General features: G+C 55.8%; 14 protein-coding genes and 3 pseudogenes. 9 read left to right on the forward strand and 8 right to left on the reverse strand.

The genetic code is table 11. The features are described 5' to 3' along the window. Window positions 1-117 precede the first annotated feature (117 nt). From FS819_RS24020 to FS819_RS24035, 4 genes are read left to right on the forward strand one after another with little or no spacing between them, the layout of a single operon-like run. Window positions 118-921 (forward strand): MetQ/NlpA family ABC transporter substrate-binding protein, encoded by an 804-nt coding sequence (locus FS819_RS24020; protein ID WP_156550000.1) that lies wholly within the window; start codon window positions 118-120, stop codon window positions 919-921. After that, the gene (locus FS819_RS24025) at window positions 909-2,063 is read left to right on the forward strand and encodes a methionine ABC transporter ATP-binding protein (RefSeq protein ID WP_156550001.1); all 1,155 of its coding nucleotides are present in this window, start codon (window positions 909-911) and stop codon (window positions 2,061-2,063) included. The genes FS819_RS24020 and FS819_RS24025 overlap by 13 nt, the downstream gene beginning before the upstream one ends. Next, window positions 2,044-2,697, forward strand: a complete 654-nt coding sequence (locus FS819_RS24030) for a methionine ABC transporter permease (protein ID WP_156550002.1) — start codon at window positions 2,044-2,046, stop codon at window positions 2,695-2,697. Before FS819_RS24025 ends, FS819_RS24030 begins: the two co-directional genes overlap by 20 nt. A 26-nt stretch (window positions 2,698-2,723) precedes the next feature. Next, the gene (locus FS819_RS24035) at window positions 2,724-4,082 is read left to right on the forward strand and encodes an LLM class flavin-dependent oxidoreductase (protein ID WP_156550003.1); all 1,359 of its coding nucleotides are present in this window, start codon (window positions 2,724-2,726) and stop codon (window positions 4,080-4,082) included. On the opposite strand, the pseudogene FS819_RS24040 reads toward FS819_RS24035, so the two are convergent. Beyond that, a pseudogene (locus tag FS819_RS24040) lies at window positions 4,078-4,254 on the reverse strand (IS30 family transposase); the annotation flags it as partial. The gene FS819_RS24035 and the pseudogene FS819_RS24040 overlap by 5 nt on opposite strands. Before the next feature lie 447 nt (window positions 4,255-4,701). Further along, a pseudogene (locus FS819_RS24045) lies at window positions 4,702-4,916 on the reverse strand (LLM class flavin-dependent oxidoreductase); the annotation flags it as partial. A gap of 50 nt (window positions 4,917-4,966) precedes the next feature. On the opposite strand from FS819_RS24045, the pseudogene FS819_RS24050 reads away from it, so the two are divergent. Then, window positions 4,967-5,683, forward strand: a pseudogene (locus FS819_RS24050) (IS6 family transposase). Between the two features lie 64 nt (window positions 5,684-5,747). Here the strand turns inward: FS819_RS24050 and FS819_RS24055 are convergent. Further along, complete coding sequence (locus FS819_RS24055) at window positions 5,748-6,974, reverse strand: HAMP domain-containing sensor histidine kinase (RefSeq protein WP_234624817.1); 1,227 nt, start codon at window positions 6,972-6,974, stop codon at window positions 5,748-5,750. Window positions 6,975-7,018: 44 nt separating this feature from the next. Next, window positions 7,019-7,705: a response regulator gene (locus FS819_RS24060; RefSeq protein WP_156550223.1), complete on the reverse strand. Its 687-nt coding sequence runs from the start codon at window positions 7,703-7,705 to the stop codon at window positions 7,019-7,021. Between the two features lie 154 nt (window positions 7,706-7,859). Between FS819_RS24060 and FS819_RS24065 the strand changes: the two genes are divergently transcribed. The 3 genes from FS819_RS24065 to FS819_RS24075 all read left to right on the forward strand — a co-directional run bounded on the left by FS819_RS24065 (window position 7,860) and on the right by FS819_RS24075 (window position 13,500). Then, window positions 7,860-9,332, forward strand: coding sequence for an efflux transporter outer membrane subunit (locus FS819_RS24065; RefSeq protein WP_156550005.1), 1,473 nt, complete (start codon window positions 7,860-7,862; stop codon window positions 9,330-9,332). Window positions 9,333-9,394: 62 nt separating this feature from the next. Then, window positions 9,395-10,420: an efflux RND transporter periplasmic adaptor subunit gene (locus tag FS819_RS24070; RefSeq protein WP_156550224.1), complete on the forward strand. Its 1,026-nt coding sequence runs from the start codon at window positions 9,395-9,397 to the stop codon at window positions 10,418-10,420. Continuing rightward, window positions 10,417-13,500, forward strand: a complete 3,084-nt coding sequence (locus FS819_RS24075) for an efflux RND transporter permease subunit (RefSeq protein ID WP_156550006.1) — start codon at window positions 10,417-10,419, stop codon at window positions 13,498-13,500. The genes FS819_RS24070 and FS819_RS24075 overlap by 4 nt, the downstream gene beginning before the upstream one ends. A gap of 37 nt (window positions 13,501-13,537) precedes the next feature. On the opposite strand, the gene FS819_RS24080 is transcribed toward FS819_RS24075, so the two are convergent. Continuing rightward, a complete protein-coding gene (locus FS819_RS24080) occupies window positions 13,538-14,833 on the reverse strand; it encodes a Zn-dependent hydrolase (protein WP_156550007.1) in 1,296 nt (431 codons plus the stop codon). A gap of 5 nt (window positions 14,834-14,838) precedes the next feature. Then, entirely contained in the window at window positions 14,839-15,681 is an 843-nt protein-coding gene (locus FS819_RS24085) for a BtpA/SgcQ family protein (protein WP_071205507.1), read from the reverse strand. A 46-nt stretch (window positions 15,682-15,727) separates the two neighbouring features. On the opposite strand from FS819_RS24085, the gene FS819_RS24090 reads away from it, so the two are divergent. Then, window positions 15,728-16,624, forward strand: coding sequence for a ribokinase (locus tag FS819_RS24090; protein ID WP_156550008.1), 897 nt, complete (start codon window positions 15,728-15,730; stop codon window positions 16,622-16,624). 5 nt (window positions 16,625-16,629) lie between these two features. Here FS819_RS24090 and FS819_RS24095 read toward each other — a convergent pair whose 3' ends face one another. Both FS819_RS24095 and FS819_RS24100 read right to left on the reverse strand, forming a co-directional pair. Next, on the reverse strand, window positions 16,630-17,400 hold the full coding sequence (locus FS819_RS24095) for a glutamine amidotransferase (protein ID WP_015918553.1): 771 nt from the start codon (window positions 17,398-17,400) through the stop codon (window positions 16,630-16,632). 30 nt (window positions 17,401-17,430) lie between these two features. Next, window positions 17,431-18,498, reverse strand: coding sequence for a phosphotriesterase family protein (locus FS819_RS24100; RefSeq protein ID WP_156550009.1), 1,068 nt, complete (start codon window positions 18,496-18,498; stop codon window positions 17,431-17,433). Window positions 18,499-18,501 lie beyond the last annotated feature (3 nt).

The raw sequence follows: 18,501 nt of genomic DNA on the forward strand, positions 1-18,501 counted from the left end.
TGCTTTCCTCTTGCGGCAGAAAGATTTTCTCCTTTTTTCCCGCAGATGAGTACGAGACGCCTCCTAAAAACAACTAAATCTATTAGATTTATGTCCTAATAGAAATTAGGGGGTGTCATGACATTCAAAGTTAAAACGCTGCTTGCAGCCACACTGATTGCACTGTCTGGCAATGCATATGCCGAAACCATCAAGGTGGGTGTTGTTCCCGGCGTTTATGCCGATTCCATCGAGGCGCTGGTGCCGGAAGCAAATGCCGCCGGGCTGGATGTGCAGGTGGTGGAGTTCAGTGATTGGACCACCCCGAACATTGCCCTTCAGGCGGGCGATATTGATGTCAATTATTTTCAGCACAAGCCATTTCTCGACAATGCGGTGGCGCAGCGCGGCTATGATATTGTGCCAGCGGGCATTGGCACGCTTGCCAACATCGGCATCTACTCTTTGAAATACAAGGATTTTGCCAGCGTGCCTGATGGCGCAACCGTTGCCATCGCCAATGATCCGGTCAATCAGGGTCGCGGTCTGCTGCTGTTGCAAAAAGGTGGACTGATTAAGCTGAAGGATGGTGTTGGCTTCAAGGGGTCGCTCGACGATATTATCGATAACCCAAAACACGTCACGTTCACGGAAGTGGAAGGTCCTCAACTGGCCCGCATTACCCGGGATGTCGATCTGGCCCTTGGCTATCCTCACTTCATTGTTGCCGCCAAGGCGTTTGATCCCAGCTCCGGTCTGATCTATTCCGGCGTAGATGACAAGCAGTTCGCCATTGTCTTTGCCGCACGCAAGGACAAGGCTGATAGTCCAGCGTTGAAAAAGCTGGTGGAGATCTATCAGCACTCCGATGCCGTGAAAGCTGCAATCGATAAGGCCTTCGGCCATGATCGCAAGCTTTATACGCTGGCATGGCAGCAGTGAGCACAGTCCTGTTTGATCAGGTCGATGCGAACAGGGTGGAGCATAATAGCTCCGCCGCGAGCGCATCGCGGGCTTCCGCTGCACCTCAGAAAAGTCTAGCGCTGCAAGGCGCTGGCTCGGTCGTGTTCGAGAACCTTTCCAAGGTTTACACCTCATCGGCCGGGCCTGTTCATGCCCTGAAAGATATTTCTGTTAACGTGCCTGCGGGCAGTATTTTTGGCATTATCGGCCGCAGCGGTGCCGGCAAATCCAGCCTGTTGCGCACCATCAATCGGTTGGAGCGGCCAACGGGCGGGCGCGTTCTGGTGGATGGTGAGGATATTGCCGGTTTTACTGATGATCAGTTGGTGGGCCTTCGCCGCCGCGTTGGTATGATCTTTCAGCATTTCAATCTGCTATCGGCCAAGACAGTCTGGGGCAATGTGGCACTCCCGCTTCTGGTGGCGGGCGTGGGGCGCAACGAGATCAACCAGCGTGTGGCGGATGTGCTGAAACTGGTGGGTCTCGAAGGCAAGGAAACCACTTATCCGTCCCGACTATCCGGTGGACAAAAGCAACGTGTTGGCATTGCTCGCGCGCTCGTCAGCAGGCCGGAGATTTTGCTGTGCGATGAAGCAACATCGGCGCTCGACCCGGAAACCACCCTTTCGATCCTAAGGCTTTTGCAAGACATCAACCAGCGTCTGAAACTCACCATCGTCTTGATCACCCATGAAATGAGCGTGATCCGCGAAATCTGCGATCAGGTGTTGGTGCTGGAACAGGGCGAGATTGCCGAACAGGGCCGCGTCTGGCAAATTTTTGGCAAGCCCAACCACCCGGCCACCAAGGCCTTGCTGGAGCCGCTTCAACGCGGTTTGCCGGTCGATCTCGCATCGCGTCTTGAGGTTGGTGGTGATGGCAGGGCGGTGGTTGAACTATCCTATACCGGCGAGGGCGGGATGGAGCCTGATCTCAGCGCCATCAGTGCTGCATTTGGCCCTGGCAGCCGTCTTGTTCAAAGCAATCTGGATCGCATTCAGGGTCATGTGCAGGGACAGGTATTGATCATTGCCGCCAATCCACCCGATGTTTCATCTCCATTGCTTCAGGCTTTGGCGCATTCTGTGAGGATATTGGGCTATGTCACCGCTGATGTATGAACGCTTGGGGCGTGCCTTTTTGGACACCCTCACTATGGTGGGCATCTCGGCACTGTTTGCCCTTGTTGTTGGCATTCCGCTTGCGGTTTTCCTGGTGCTGTCCTCGCCCGGAGGTTTGATTGAGGCACCGCGCGCCAACAGGGTGTTGGGTGCGCTGATCAACGGTTTTCGCGCCACACCCTTCATTGTGCTAATGGTGGCATTGTTGCCTTTTACCCGTCTTGTAACAGGTACGACTATCGGTGTATGGGCCGCCATTGTGCCGCTGTCGATCAGCGCCACACCCTTCTTTGCCCGCATTGCCGAGGTCAGTTTGCGAGAGGTGGATCATGGATTGATTGAAGCCGCGCAGGCCATTGGATGTCGCCGTTGGCATATCATTCGCCATGTGCTGCTGCCCGAATCCCTGCCCGGTCTGGTGGGCGGTTTTACCATCACCATTGTGACGATGATCGGGGCGTCAGCCATGGCTGGGGCGGTGGGCGCGGGCGGGCTTGGTGACATGGCCATCCGCTATGGCTATCAGCGGTTTGATACCACAGTGATGATTGCGGTGATCATCGTGTTGATTGCCACGGTCTGCCTTGTACAATTTACTGGAGACATCATCGTCCGTCGCTTGCGGGCGCGGTAGCGTCCGTTCCCATCGAGAATAGTATCATGCCCCCCAGAAAACAGATTATCCTCAATGCCTTCAACATGAATTGTGTGGGGCATATCAACCATGGCCTTTGGGCGCATCCCCGTGATCGCTCCCATGAATACAAGTCGCTGCGCTACTGGACTGATCTTGCCCGCACACTGGAGCGCGGCCTGTTTGATGGGCTGTTTCTCGCCGACATTGTCGGGGTCTATGATATTTACCAGGACTCGGTTGATCTGACATTGCGGGAATCCATCCAGCTACCGGTCAATGACCCGATGCTGCTGGTGTCAGGCATGGCATCCGTCACCGATAATCTTGGCTTTGGCATCACAGTGAATACCAGTGTCGAGGCGCCCTATACCTTTGCCAGAAAAATCTCGACGCTCGATCATCTCACCTCAGGCCGGATCGGCTGGAATATTGTCACTGGTTATCTCGATAGCGCCGCCAAGGCATTGGGCAAGACCGGCATGACCGAGCATGACACCCGCTACGACCAGGCCGACGACTATATGGACCTGTTATATAAGCTCTGGGAGGGAAGCTGGGAGGAGGGGGCCGTGCGCCTCGACAAGCAGGCGCGGATATATGCCGATCCTGCCAAGGTTCATAAGGTCCAGCACCATGGACCCTATTACCAGTCCGAGGGCTACCATCTGAGCGAGCCCTCGATCCAGCGTACGCCGGTACTCTATCAGGCTGGCACATCGGGTAGGGGCCGGAAATTTGCCGCACGCCACGCCGAATGCGTGTTTATCGGTGCAACGGACAAGGCCGCGGCACGCAAAACAGCTCAGGCTTTGCGGGAAGAGGTGGTCGTCGCAGGACGCCATCCTGATGACATCAAGATTTTTCTTGGTGTTACTGTTGTGACTGACAAAAGCCGGGAAGCCGCCGCCGACAAGCTGGAGGATTACCGCCGCTATGCCAGCCCGCAAGCGGGCCTGGCGCATTTTTCGGCCGGAAGCGGAATCGATCTCTCCCGCTACGAGCTTGATGATCCTATCCAGTACGGCCCCACCAATGCCATCCAGTCCGTCACGCAACTTGCCAAACAGAAGGGTTGGACCAAGCGACAATTGTTGAACGAGCTTTCCATCGGTGGACGTTATCCGCTGATCACCGGCGCGCCTGGCGAGGTGGCAGAGGAACTGATCTCCTGGATCGATGAAGGCGATATCGATGGCTTCAATCTCACCCGCACCGTGACGCCGGAAAGCTATGAGGATTTTATCGAGTTTGTGGTGCCGGAATTGCAAAGTCGGGGCGCTTACAAGACCAGCTATGGCCAGGGCTCCTTAAGGCATCGGCTGTTTGGCGAAGGCAACCGGCTTCCCGCCCGCCATGCCGGCCGCCGCTATAACACTGCTTGATAACATTTCCATCTGCAGAATAGGCGAATTTGTGGATCGTTTCATGACTGACAGAAATAGGATGCTGTCACAGGCGCATTTGGTCGGTGATCTGCTATGACGGCCAACCATGGATGAGTCGGTCGACAATGGACTGTCTCACATTTGAGAAACGCGCCAGCTTCCAGAGCCTTATTGCATAATTCTTTAAACCGGAATCGGTTTAAAGAGAAAATTATGCAACAAATATAATACCAAGTCTCGAAGATGCTAACGCATCCTCACCTTGAAGATGTTTCGAATATCTCAAATGCATCAAAGGTTTGAGCTATTCGATAAAGGAACACCAAGAGTCATTTTCAATGACTCTTGGTATAAGAAGCTATAGCGAACCTTTGTGCGCCATATGTGGCGCACGGCGCTGTAGCCGCCGTTCGCCAACGAGCAATATTGCGTCTGAACCGCTCTACTTTTGCTGGAGACCGTTTGATTTAAGTTATGATGCCATGGCTGGGGTGTCCAGCAATGCATAGCATTGGTCTGGGCTGCTGCGGGTTTATCGGACATGAGGTTATGAGGGAACATTATATCACGAAGTCCGATGGAGATGGCCTTCGTGACATTGTTGCTGTGAGCGCCCTTACCCGCGAAGTAGAGGCAACAATTGTTTCCCCTGCCGCGCAATTTCGCTGAGATAAGGCGTATCTGATAAAACGAAATGCGTGATTCCCAGATCCTGATATTTTTTCAGGGAACGGGCAACATCCTGCGCAGAACCCACCAACCAGGTGGTGCCTGCCCCCCGCCAAATTTGCCGGGTGCGGTGTAGAGATTGTCGTCGAGAACATCTCCGCGCGGCATCGTAACGTTAACCGAACATCGAGCAAAATGTGGGATCTGGCTGGATGACCAGATTTACCCGTGATCCTCTTTATCGCCGACATCGATTTCCAGCGGAAGTTATCGCTCATGCCGTTTGGCTGTATTTCCGGTTTCCGCTCAGCCTGCGGATGGTTGAGGATCTGCTAGCAGCGCGGGGCATCATCGTCTCTCATCAGACCGTTCGACTTTGGGCCGAGAAGTTCGGCAGACACTTAGCCAAGGACATCCGCAAGTGATCTGCGGGCAAGCTCGGGGACAAATGGCACCTTGATGACGTAGTTATCACCATCGGTGGAAAGAAGCACTGACTTTGGCGCGCCGTTGACCAGGACGGCTTTGTCCTCGACGTGCTGGTGCAAAGCCGTCGCAACGCCAAGGCGGCAAAGCGTTTGATGCGCAAGCTCCTCAAAGCGCAAGGCCGCGCGCCGCATGTAATGATCACTGACAAGCTACGCTCCTATGGCGCGGCAAAACGGGAGATCATGCCCGGCATCGAACACCGTTCTCATAAGGGACTGAACAATCGAGCGGAGAACTCCCATCAGCCCGTCCGACGAAGGAAAAAGATCATGAAGCGCTTCAAGTCGGCGCGACATCTTCAGCGTTTCGCGTCCATCCACGACCCGATCGCAAACCTCTTCAACCTTCCCCGCCACGATCTTCCATCCAACCATCATCGCGAACTGCGAACAGCAGCCTTGGATATTCGGCGAGACGTCGCTCGCCTTCAAGCTGTCTGATCGAAGCAAATATCGAGCTTCCTTGGAATTGGCACGTTAACTTTACGATGCCTTCGGTGCTGTTTCATAACCCAGGTGAAGCTGGCACTTTCAGCGTCATCAAAAGATGACCTTCTTGTGTAAGACTGGCAACTGCACTGCCATGATGTAGTTCCAGGGCTTTGCGCGTAATGGCAAGGCCAAGCCCGTGACCCTTCGCGGTTTCACCTATTTCGGATCGGGAAAACGGTAGAAAGATCCTCTCCAGATCGCAAGCGGGAACGCCGGGGCCATTGTCTGTGACGCTGATCGACAGGACACCCCGAAACGACTGCGCCGTGACGGCAACGGTCGAATCGTCCGTTGTAAATTTGACTGCATTTCGAACCACATTCTCTATGGCCCGGTAGATGAGTTCTCCGTTCAATGTTGCGATAAAACTGTCGCAGCCACTATAGGTCACATCGACCCCCCGATCCTGCCCTTCAAAGCAGGCGTCATCGACAATCCGGGTTATCAGATCAATGAGATCAATGGTCTGGCGTTCTGGCGGTGCATGTTCGGGCGAGCTTATGCGTGCTAGCGTCAGGATCTCGTCGACAAGGGCGTCGAGCCGCATGACTTCCCGCCCCATACGCGAGGCGATCATATCGATGCGGCCCGGATTCTTGTCCAACACACCCAAAACGGCCTGTAATCTCGAGAGTGGCGAGCGGAGTTCGTGCGAGACATCATGAAAGAGCCGTTGTTGCGCTTCCTGCAACTCCTGCAAGCGTGCGGCTGTCACATCGAAATCCATGGCCAGCGCCGTGATTTCATCCTGGCCTTTGCCGAAATTGCCGCCAATTCTGGTATGAAAATCGCCTTTCGCCAAGGCACTGAGCCCATTTCTGAGCTTGGCCACCGGACCGACCAGATAGCGTGTGATCCAATAGGCAGACAAGGTACTGGCAATCACTGTAGCGATCCAGGGCAGAGCATCGGGAAGCGCTTCCTCAAGGAAATTATAGTGTTTGAGTTGACTGGAAAGGTGAAAACAAGCGCCGTCGCGCAGGCGGTAAATGCTTAAGGTGTCGTCGGTTGCGGATGCGCACTGAATGGTCGGCACAGGAGAAATGCGAACGACAACTGGATTTGCGAGGTTCGCCCACATTTCCGCAAGCTTACCTGCCTCAACCAAGCCTTTTTGCTCAAGCACTTCCCCCATGGTTTGCACGGCAAGCGAGATGCGTTCTTGCTGCCTTTGGCTTTTCAGCGGGAATAAATGAAACACCCTATCGAGGGAAATGATGCCGACGATGGCCACGGTCATCGCCAGCCAGACGAAAATGAAGAACCTGCGAAACAGCCTTGTCATCAAACATCCTGGATGAGTTGATAGCCCTGTCCGCGAACGGACTGAATCCAGGACTGCCCGTCCTCCCGCCGCCCCAGTTTCTGCCGCACGCTGCTGATGTGAACATCGATGCGCCGGTCAAAGGCCAAGAGCGGACGGCCAAATGCCTGCTTTGAGATAAACTGTCTTGAAATCAGCTGTCCCGCATTGCGCACCAACACTTCAAGCAGGATAAATTCTGTGCCTGTGAGTTCAAACGGCAGGCCGCGCCACTCCGCAGTTCTGTTGGCCGGGTTCAAAACCAGATCACCGGATCGCAATTGGTTGGTCTCGATATCCTTTTCTGGTCCAATGCGTCTGAGTATGGCGCGTAGCCGCGCAACAAGCTCACCGGATGAGCAGGGTTTTGCCACATAATCATCGGCACCCAGATTGAGGCCGGAAATGCGGTCTACGTCATCTCCACGGGCGGTGAGCATGAGAACCGGAACCTCGCTGACGCGGCGTATCCGTTGCAAAACATCAATCCCGTTCATCTGCGGCATCATGATATCAAGCACGACCATGTCGATTTTGCGGGCTGCGATCTCGGCCAATCCCTGCTTGCCATTGACCGCTGCAAATACCGTGAAGCCTTCTTCCGTCAGGTACTCACTCAGAATCGTGCTCAGTTCCGTATCGTCGTCAATCAAGAGTACATTGGTCATCGATCTGGTCTGCCCTTGAACTGCTAATGGATAGGATACACAGGCCTCACGGTTGGCGAATGTTATTTTACCCAATTTTACACGTCCCTGACGGCACTTTACATTCACATCTTTAAAGATCGGTCTTGACGATTGTGAAACCAAGGCCGGATCAATGACGCCAGCACATGACAATGCACTTCAGAGGCACAAGAGGCGGCATGGCAAATGGTGGCTAAGCCTGATTGTCGTACCGTTGTCGGCCTGCGTGGCGGTGACCCAGTCAAATGTGGACATTTCCAAATTGGCAGACCGCTGGCATGCGACGTTGCCGCATTCGGGCAGCACCGCACAGCTGGTTGATTGGTGGAACACCTTTAATGATCCTGCCCTATCAGAGCTTTTGCGCACGGCCGAAGCCAACAGCCCGACCCTCGAATCCGCAGCCGCCGAAATTGAAGAAGCCCGTGCCACCTTGGCCTCATCAAAGGCGGACTATTTCCCATCCCTGACCGGCTCTGGATCCTATGACCGTTCGGGAACGCGGGGATCGAGAGCCAACCGCGTGGCACCCTCCACAACAGGCACCGGAGAGCTGGACGCATCCTGGGAGCTGGATTTTTTCGGCAAGACACGCAACACCGTCGAGGCCGCCCGCCAGCGCGTCACGGAGCAAACGGCGGACTGGTATGATGCGCGCGTAACGCTTGCCGCTGAAGTTGCCGATGATTACGTGCAATACAGGGGATGCCGGCAGTTGCAGGGCATTTATGCAGCCGAGCTGGCTTCGCAACAACAGACGGTCAAGGCAACGGAGATCTCCACCGCATCCGGATTGAAATCGAGTTCCGATCTGGCCCTGATCAAAGCAAGTGCGGCGAGCACGTCTTCGTCCCTGAAGTCACAGGTGGCGGATTGTGAAGTTCTGATCAAATCAATTACCGAACTCGTAGCCGTTGATGAAGGCAAAGTGCGGGATATCCTCAAGAAAAGCTCGTCGAAAATACCGCGCCCCGCAAAACTGTCCGTTGATGCAATTCCGGCCAATGTTATTCGCCAAAGACCGGATGTGAATGCGCTGGAAAAAGAAGCCGCTGCCTCGCTTGCCGATGTCGCAACCGCCAAAGCCGATCTTTACCCAAGCTTTTCTCTCAGCGGCAGCCTGACGGCGAGCCATTCAACAGCGAGTGGCACGAGCTTGCCATGGTCGTTTGGGCCAGCGGTTTCAATCCCGATTTTTGACGGGGGATCGCTTCGCGCCACTGTCAAATACAAGGAAGCGGCCTACAAGGCAGCGATTGCCAGTTACAAGTCAGGTGTGCTGACGGCCATCAACGCCGTGGAAACGGCGATGGTCAATGTCGATAGCACGGAGCGTCAGATTGGCGATGCTGTGGTCGCGGCAAAGAACTACCGCGCGTATTTCATAGCCATAGACACCAATTGGAAAGCGGGCGGGGCAAGTGTTCTCGACCGCGAAGATGCGCGCCGCCAATTGCAGGCCGCCGAGTTAACGCTTGTGGAAAATCAACGCGATGCCGTGCGCGATTGGGTCGCTCTTTACAAGGCGATGGGTGGCGGCTGGACCCCAAATGCAACGGGCGGCGTGATGGCAAGTGACTTAGATGCCAAAGGAGTAAAACAGTGAGTTTAGTTTTCCGCCGTGCGGGCTTGGTTGTTGTGTCGGTGGCGTGTCTTGGCGTCCCATCCATGGTCTTTTCCAAGACCGAGCAAACACAAACCACGCAGTCAGCGACGCTGACCGTCTCAGTCACCACACCCCAAACATTGCAATGGGCAGACACGATCGCAGTCAGCGGCTGGCTGGCTGCTTGGCAGGAAGCCATTGTTGCTGCGGAAACGGGCTCTTTAAAGATCACGGATGTCTTGGTTGATGTCGGCTCTGTGGTGCAGAAGGGCGATGTGATGGCGAGGCTATCAGATGCAAGCGCCATCGCCGATGTTCATAAACAGGAAGCGGCTGTTGCCTCTGCCAAGGCCATGCTCGCCAAAGCGAAAGCCGATAGCGCGCGGGCAAAAAAGGTCACCGGTTCGGGCGCGCTGTCCGATCAGGACACCCTTGGCTATTACATCACCGAACAGACAGACGCAGCCGACCTCGCGTCTGATGAAGCCTCGCTTGAATCAAGCAGGATAACGCTTGCGCAGACAACGATAACCGCACCGGACAGCGGAATCGTCTCAACGCGCTCTGCCGACCTCGGCAATGTGGTCTCGGCCGGAACCGAGCTGTTTCGCCTCGTGCGCCAAGGGCGCGTTGAGTGGCAGGCTGAAGTTCCATCCTATCAACTGCCGCGCATCCATCCCGGGGCCAAGGCCACCATCCAGGATCAGTCGGGAAAGAGTTGTGAGGGAACCGTCCGCCTTGTCAGCCCGATTGTGAGCGATGATACGGGACGGGGTACGATCTATGTGACCCTTCCTGATGATCCCGATATCCGGGTCGGCCTATACGAATCCGGCACCATCGAGCTGGCTGTCACGCCCGCTCTCACCCTGCCTGAAACCGCTTTGGTTTATAGTGACGGCATCAATTACGTCTTCAGGGTCAACGCCGATAGCCGGGTTACGCGTGTGCGCGTGGACATTGGCCGACGCAATGACGGCCGGGTTGAAATCCTTTCAGGAATTGATGCTCAAGCACAGATTGTGGAAGCAGGGGGATCCTTCCTGTCCGACAATGATCTCGTGCTTGTGAAGGCCGCCACCAAATGAACATTTCAGCTTTTTCCATCCGCAATCCGGTTCCAGCCATTCTCCTGTTTGCACTCATGACCGTTTGTGGCCTGATTGCCTTCGAGAAACTCAAGGTTCAGCAGTTTCCGGACATGGACCTGCCGACGATCAAGATCAGCGCAACGCTGGATGGTGCGGCACCATCGCAACTTGAAACCGAAGTCGCTCGCAAGATCGAAGACAAGCTCGCGACCCTCAACAAGCTGGATCACATCACTACGACAATTACCGACGGCTCCGTGTCGATCAGCGTGTCCTTCAGCCTGGAAAAAGATGGCGAACAAGCGCTGAATGAGGTTCGCAATGCGGTGGACAGCGTCACTGATCTGCCATCGGCGATGCAGACACCAAGCGTCTCACGGGTCACGGTGCAATCGTCGGTGCTGCTGACCTATGCGGTGCGATCAACGAAGCTGAATGAAACGGAACTGTCCTGGTTCGTTGACAACGATATGACCAAGGCTTTGCTGAAAGCCCAAGGCGTCGGAGAGGTTGATCGTTTTGGCGGTGTGGATCGGGAAGTTCATGTCGATCTCAATCCGGCCTTGCTGACAGCATTTGGTGTTACAGCGGCAGATGTGTCGTCCCAGCTGAAATTGGTGCAGGAAAATGCGTCCGGCGGACGTGGAGATTTGAACGGACTGCATCAGACCGTGCGGACATTGGGAGCAGTCAACTCCGTACAAGAGGTTGCGGCAATTTCGATTCCGTTCTCCAATGGCAAGAGCGTGCGTCTCGACCAGATCGCCAAGGTAAGCGATAACTATTCCCAAAGGTCTTCCCTTGCCTATCTGGGGCAGACGCCGGTGATTGCCGTTGAGGCCAAGCGCAGCAACGGTTATTCCGATACAGGTGTCGCCACCGATGTGGCGCGTGTGATGGCAACATTTGCGGCCGAGCATCCCGAAGTCGAAATTGTGCAGGCCTACACAACGGTTCAGCCAACAATCGACAACTACGAAGCCTCAATGCACATGCTGTATGAGGGAGCGGCGCTGGCGATCGTCGTGGTGTTTCTCTTCTTGCGCGATTTTCGCGCAACCCTTCTTTCTGCCGTGGCTTTGCCGCTGTCCATCATTCCGACATTCCTTGTGATCTATCTTGCAAATTTCAGCCTCAATACGATTTCGCTGCTTTCGATTTCGCTGGTGGTGGGGATTCTCGTTGACGATGCCATCGTTGAGGTTGAAAATATCGAGCGACATCTGCGCATGGGCAAAAAACCCTTTGATGCCGCCATGGAGGCCGCCGACGAAATCGGCCTTGCAGTGATTGCAACCACATTCACGCTGGTTGCGGTTTTTCTGCCTACTGCATTCATGGCCGGGATTCCCGGGTTGATCTTCAAGCAGTTTGGCGTGACCGCCGCAGTCGCCGTGCTGGCATCGCTGATGGTTGCCCGTTTTCTGACGCCGATGATGGCGGCTTACATGATGAAGGCGACGCCGAAAGTTGAGGTGGATGGGGTCATTATGAAGACCTATCTCTCCATTGTGCGCGCATGTCTGCGACACCGCTTTCTGACCAGTCTTGGCATTATCGTCTTTCTTGTCGTGTCACTTTCGGCAATTTCTCTGCTGAAGACCGGGTTCTTTCCGGCCTCTGACAACGCGCAGACGCAAGTGACATTGACAATGCCACCGGGATCAGAGCTTTCCGACACGGAAGCCATGTCGCTGAAAGCCGTGAAACTGATTTCCGGACTGGACAATATAAAGCGTGTGTTCACCGTCGTCGGCTCCACCACAAGTGGCGGCGGTGCCGATAGCAGCACGACCAGCGACGTGACAACCGCGACATTGGTGGTTGATCTTACCCCAATCGATGATCGAAAACTGAAGCAATCGCAAATCGAGCAGCAGATGCGTGATGCCCTGCAGCAGCTTGCCGGTGTGCGTGTCGAAGTCGGCAACGGGGGCAATGGCACCGAGCTGCAGCTGACGCTGGCAAGCGACGATCCGATCCTTCTCGATCAGACCGCTGCTGTTGTGGGAGAACAATTGCATGGCTTGAAAGGCATTGGCGGCATTACATCCAGCGCGGCCAGACAGGCCCCGGAAATCCAGATCAGCCCGAATTTTGCCCGTGCGGCGGCGCTGGGGATCACCTCGGATACAATTGCGGATGTTGTGCGCGTGGCAACCGATGGAGACTATTCCACATCACGGTCCAAGTTCAATCTTCCGCAGCGGCAGATCGATATCCGTGTCCGGCTTGATCCGAAATATATTCGCAATCTTGATGCCATCTCGCAACTGCAACTCTCCGGGACAAACGGCAAAGTATCCCTCGGCGCGATTGCCGGAATCCGAATCGGGGGCAGCCCCTCTGAGATTGATCGTATCGACAGATCACGCAACATCACCTTCACCATTCAGTTGAACGGCCGTGCCTTGGGAGATGTCAACAAAGAGGCGATGGCGCTTCCGGGCTTGAGCCACCTTCCGCCGGGGGTGCATGTTGTGCAGCAGGGCGAGCTTGAGCGGATGTCGGAATTGTTCACCAGCTTTGCTTTGGCGATGGGCATCGGTATCTTCTGCATTTATGCGGTGCTGGTCTTGTTGTTCCACGATTTCATGCAGCCAGCGACGATCCTGATGGCACTTCCCCTCTCGCTTGGCGGCGCACTCTTTCCGTTGATTGTGACGGGCACGAGTTTCTCCATGCCCGCTGTCATCGGCCTGTTGATGTTGATGGGCATTGTCAGCAAAAATTCAATTCTGCTGGTGGAATATGCCATCATGGCGAGGCGCAATGGCATGAACCGCTACGAGGCGCTTATCGATGCCTGCCACAAACGCGCCCGACCCATCGTGATGACAACAATTGCCATGGGCGCTGGCATGGCCCCCGTTGCGTTGAGCCTCAGCGGTGGAGATACAAGTTTTCGTCAACCCATGTCCATCGTTGTGATTGGCGGCTTGCTCACCTCCACCGTTCTGAGCCTATTGGTGATCCCCGTCATTTTCACCTTTGTTGATGACCTGCTGGGCCTTGTCAAACGGCCTTTCATGAAAAGCCAAAAGGATAACCCGGATGGGGAATCCGCCAACGGCTGATGGTTTCGATTAAGTTGATTGGCTATGTCCTGGCACTCTAACGTAGGTGAGCGACAACCACAGATGCCTGTGTCGTCAAGTTGGACAGGAGTTGCAAGCTCGCGGTCAGCAGCACTTGCGCCCCTGCGACAGAATCCGCAGGCTTTACATACTCTTCTTCGTTATGGCTCAATCCATTTCGGCATGGGGTGAAAATCATCGCAGAGGGTGCGACACGATTGATGAAGAGTGCATCGTGAAACGCACCGGACACCATGGATTTATGGGCAAAACCGGCATCAATCGCGGCGCTCTCCAGTATGGTAACCAGATGATCTGTGAAACGGGCTGGAGCCATGTCGAAGAGCAGCTCAATTTCGAGATCACATCCATTCTCGCCAGCATGATCCTGCAGGACCTTGCGTATCTTCGCTTCGATCAGATCCAGTTGCTCAAAATTGGGGTGGCGGATATCCAGCGAAAACGTCACGGCTGCCGGAATGGCATTGATGGCCCCCGGCTCCAGCGAGAACCGGCCAACTGTCAGGCGTGATTGGGCATCTTGTGGCATGATGTCATTATAAAGCACGTTCAAGCCGGAGACGGCGGCGCGCATGGGGTCTTTGCGGTAGGACAATGCTGTGGTGCCTGCATGGGCAGTCTGGCCCGAAATGGTCACCTGAAGCCAGCGGGTACCCTGAATGCCCGTGACGATGCCGATGGGCAGACCCTCTTTTTCCAAGGATGGGCCTTGCTCGATATGCACTTCAAGATAAGCAAACACCGGAAAGCCCAGCGGCCTCATGTCAGCACCTTGCAAGTCAGCAAGCGTTGCTGCCAAGTCATCGGAAAACAGCGCGCCATCCGTTGCCCGCGCCATAGGCCATGTGGCGGGAATGGCACCCTGCGAAAAGGCCATGGACCCCATGCATCCGGGTGAAAAACGGCAGCCTTCTTCATTGGTGAAGGCAACGACTTCCACTGCGCGCTCTGTCTCTATGCCGTGGTCTTCCAATGTTTCCAAAACTTCGAAGGCGCAGAGTGTGCCCAGCGCACCATCAAACCGCCCGCCAGAGGGCTGGCTGTCGAGATGGCTGCCGATCAGCAGCGGCGGCAAATCCGGGTTCTGGCCCTCGCGGCGCAGGAACAGGTTGGCGATCGGATCTTGATAGACGGAAAATCCACGCGCCCGGCCGAGATCGGCAAGCAATTGCCGCGCCTGACGATCACGCGCCGTCAGGGCCTGCCGATTAACACCGCCTTTGGAAGTAGCGCCAATCGCTGCAAATTGGTCCAATCGGGCCAAAAGCCGCTCGCCATTGACCTCTAACAGTCCTTCACCCGCCTGTGCCATGGTATTTACGCCTTCAAACCGGGCTGGGCCGCCGCCACGAAAGCTTTGACCCGTTCGATATCGACCGGATTCCACCAGACATCGCCATGTTTGAGTGATGAAGCGACGATAACCCCGTTGGTGCGTTTCAGGATCTCGACGATATTGTCCTTGGAAACACCCGAACCAACCAAAAGAGGCAGATGCGTCGCCGCTCCGATCTCTTCAATCTCCTCCATGGTCGCGGAATTGCCGGTGCGCTGGCCGGTGGCAATCACCGCATCGGCATCGAAAAATGCAAGGTCACGGGTCAATTCCTGAATGGTGCGGTCGGCGGTGATGGCGTGGGCGCCGTGCTTGACATGGCTATCGGCAAACACCTTGATATGTTCGGCCCGCAGCATGGAACGGTAGCGCATGGCCTCCGCCGCCCGTCCCTCCATGAAGCCTTCATTGGCGACATAGGCATTGGCCCATTGGTTGACCCGCACGAATTTTGCCCCGCCCGCCATGGCAATGGCAAAGGCCGGAATGGGTGCATTGGCCAGGACATTGATACCCAGTGGCACGCCAACCGCACGGCAAATGCGGTCGGTCACCACACTCATGAAGGCAGATGTTTCCGGCCCAATGTCATCCGGCTTGGAAAAGGGAATGTCGCCGTGGTTTTCAATGATCAGTCCATGCATGCCGCCTTCGATCAGGGCCTCGGCATCAAGCATGCAGGCATCGTAAATCTCTGTCATGCTCGCGCCGCGATAGCGCGGCGCACCGGGAAAGGCCGGGCAATGGATCATGCCGATCAGCGCCTTGTCGCGCCCGAAAATTTCTCGCATAGTGCTTGATGTGTTGTCGGATATATCCAGCATTTCTCATTTCCTTTTGAAAGCCTGCCATGCGTGTTGAAAGTCTGTGATGCGTGCCTGGGTAATCGGTAATGTTGCAATCGATGAAATCATGTCCGTACCGACCATGCCAGAGGCCGGCGCGTCGATTTTTGGCCAGCAGCAAAGCACGGATCTGGGTGGCAAAGGCGCCAACCAGGCGATTGTTCTGGGTCGCGCCGGTTTGGACACCACGCTGATTGCCGCTGTCGGCAACGACCTTCGCGCCTCGATGATCCGGCAGAGCCTGTCTCTGGAGCCGATCGATACCCGCTTGATCGAGCTTGTCGATAAAGCCAGCGATATCTCGATGATCTTCACCACGCCGGATGGCGAAAATGCCATCATCACCACAACAGACTGTGCCACCAGCCTCCGGCCCGAGCATGTTACCAGTGCCTTACAGGCGGCAAAACCCGGCGATCTGGCCATTCTCCAAGGCAATCTCACCGATGACACCACGGCTGCCCTCCTCCACGAGGCCAAACGCTGTGGTATGATCACCGCCTTTAACCCATCACCGCTGCGGCCCGGCTTTGCCGCCCTTTGGTCGCTGATCGACATTGCCTTTTTGAACCAGGGCGAAGCCGATAAGCTGACAGGTGAAAGCGGCGAAGCCGCCACCCAATGCTTGCGTGATGCCGGTATTGGTACCGTCATCATCACCCTTGGCGGCAAGGGTGCAATCTTGGCGGATCGCACCGGCACCACCACAATCCCAGCCGTTCCATCCGTTGCTGTTGACACCACCGGGGCTGGCGACACGTTCATGGCGGTTGCGCTGGCATCCAGCAGTTTGCGCCATGTCATGCCCGATGGCCTGGCGCTGCGCCACGCAGCACAGGCCGCCAGCATCACCGTCAGTCGCCGGGGAACCCGGTCTGCGTTTCCATCACAGACCGAGTTGGCAGCTATCTTCGCCACTTGAGAACATCACCGCGCTTGCGTCATCCAGCCCAGAATGTTCTTCCACAGCTTGCCATAGCCTTCCCATTCACAAAATGCAGGCGACAGCCAATGGGGACCAATGTCCGAGGTCCAGGCCACGGTGCGGCCCTTGCCAAACGTGCCGGTGACCAGCAGCGGATGGCTGCCCTGATCCTTTGGCAAACGCACAACCACCTCAACATCATCACCGTCGCGCACCTCGACTTCGTTGACGCCGAGCAGCAGCGGCCATTCACCGGTGAGGCCAGCAACGGTTGGGTGGTCGGGCTTGATCACATCGGCAGTTGAGCCTTCGGGGATTTCCACCCGGTCATCATAGGGCAGGCAGGTGACGGGCAGAACATCTTCCACCGGCGTGCGACGCCAGCGGGCCTTGCCGTCAATGCCCTGGAACGAGAAATAACCGCCAACCATCAGCAGGTTGCCGCCCTTTTCCACCCAGGCCTTGATCAGCTTCAGGCGGTTGGGAACGGTTTTGGAATGCAGCCACACGGCAGGCGGCAGCAGCAGGGAATTCGCCCCGATGTCGGAGAGGATAATGGCATCATAGGCATCGAGACCGGCCATCTCGAAGGGGAATTTTTCCACTGCTTCATGGGCAGGCATATAGGTCAGCTCAAATTCGCTGCCTTCCAATGCTTTCACCAGCGGCTCCGCGCCCAGATGAAAGGTGACGCTGCCGAATTGGTCAAAACCTTTGTAATGGGTGGCGGAGCTGACCCAGCTTTCACCCACGAGGAGAATTTTCTTTGTCATGATATGTGTTCCTTATCTATGCAACAGGTCTCAGGCGGCAACCTGAAAGACCGAACGGGGATTGCCCCGCATGAGGGTGGTGAGAGCGTCAGAACTGAGGCCATGACGCTGGAGGCGCGGCAAGAAATGCCGCAAAATATAGGCATAGCCATTGCCGCCATAGCGGCTGAGCATCATCTTCAAAAACACATCATGGGAGAGCAGGATGCGGTCGAGATGGCCCATCTCCACCAGCTTGACGATGGCGCGGGCGGCATCCTCATCACTGGGGCATTGCACCTGCTGATCGGCGTAGAAAAAATCCATGCCGATCATGTCATATTCAACGAAGGCACCCCGGCTGGCGAGTTCGCCTTGATAGGTCAGATCATCATGGGATGGGTTCATGTGGCACAGCACCGTGTGGCGCAGGTCTGCCCCTTCTTCTGCGGCAATATCCAGCACTTTGTGACCCAGCCGATACCAGCCCGGCAGATGCACCATCAGCGGCAGGCCGGTGCGTAACTGCGCCTGGGCTGCGGCCCGCAGTGACTTTTCTTCCTCAGCGGTGAAATCAGACGATACGCCAATTTCACCAATCAGGCCGATTTTGACATCGGTGCCATCGACGCCAACCAGCGCCTCGTGCACGATTTCGTCGGCAATGGCTTTCACCGTCATCTCCGCCACCTTGGCGGGGTGGGATGAGGCCAGATAATAGCCTGCGCCCATGACAATGTTCAGCCCGGAGGCTTTGGCGATACGGCGCAGCGCCAGCGGATTGCGGCCAATGCCCTGACAGGTTGGCTCCACCACAGTCTTGCCACCCGCTTTGGCAAAATCCATCAGCTCGGTGATCGCCAAAGGTTCATCATCCAGGGTGATATTGTGCTTGTTGACGAAGGGATCCTGGCGCAATTCGCCGAGGATTTCCATGCAGACAAAGCCTTCCGCCAGATATTGCCGCTCAGGCGTTTTGGGCTGATGCCACCAACAACGGCAATCGTTGAGGATATGCTCGTGCATCAAGGTTACGCCCATCTGGTCCACTGAGATGGGGCCGGCCACCGTCATCACCTTGCCGGAGCGGATATGAGCCTCAGAGAGTTCACTGGTCATATC

Origin of the sequence: Allorhizobium sp. Av2 (assembly GCF_021462805.2) — a bacterium.
Taxonomy (GTDB): domain Bacteria; phylum Pseudomonadota; class Alphaproteobacteria; order Rhizobiales; family Rhizobiaceae; genus Allorhizobium; species Allorhizobium vitis_G.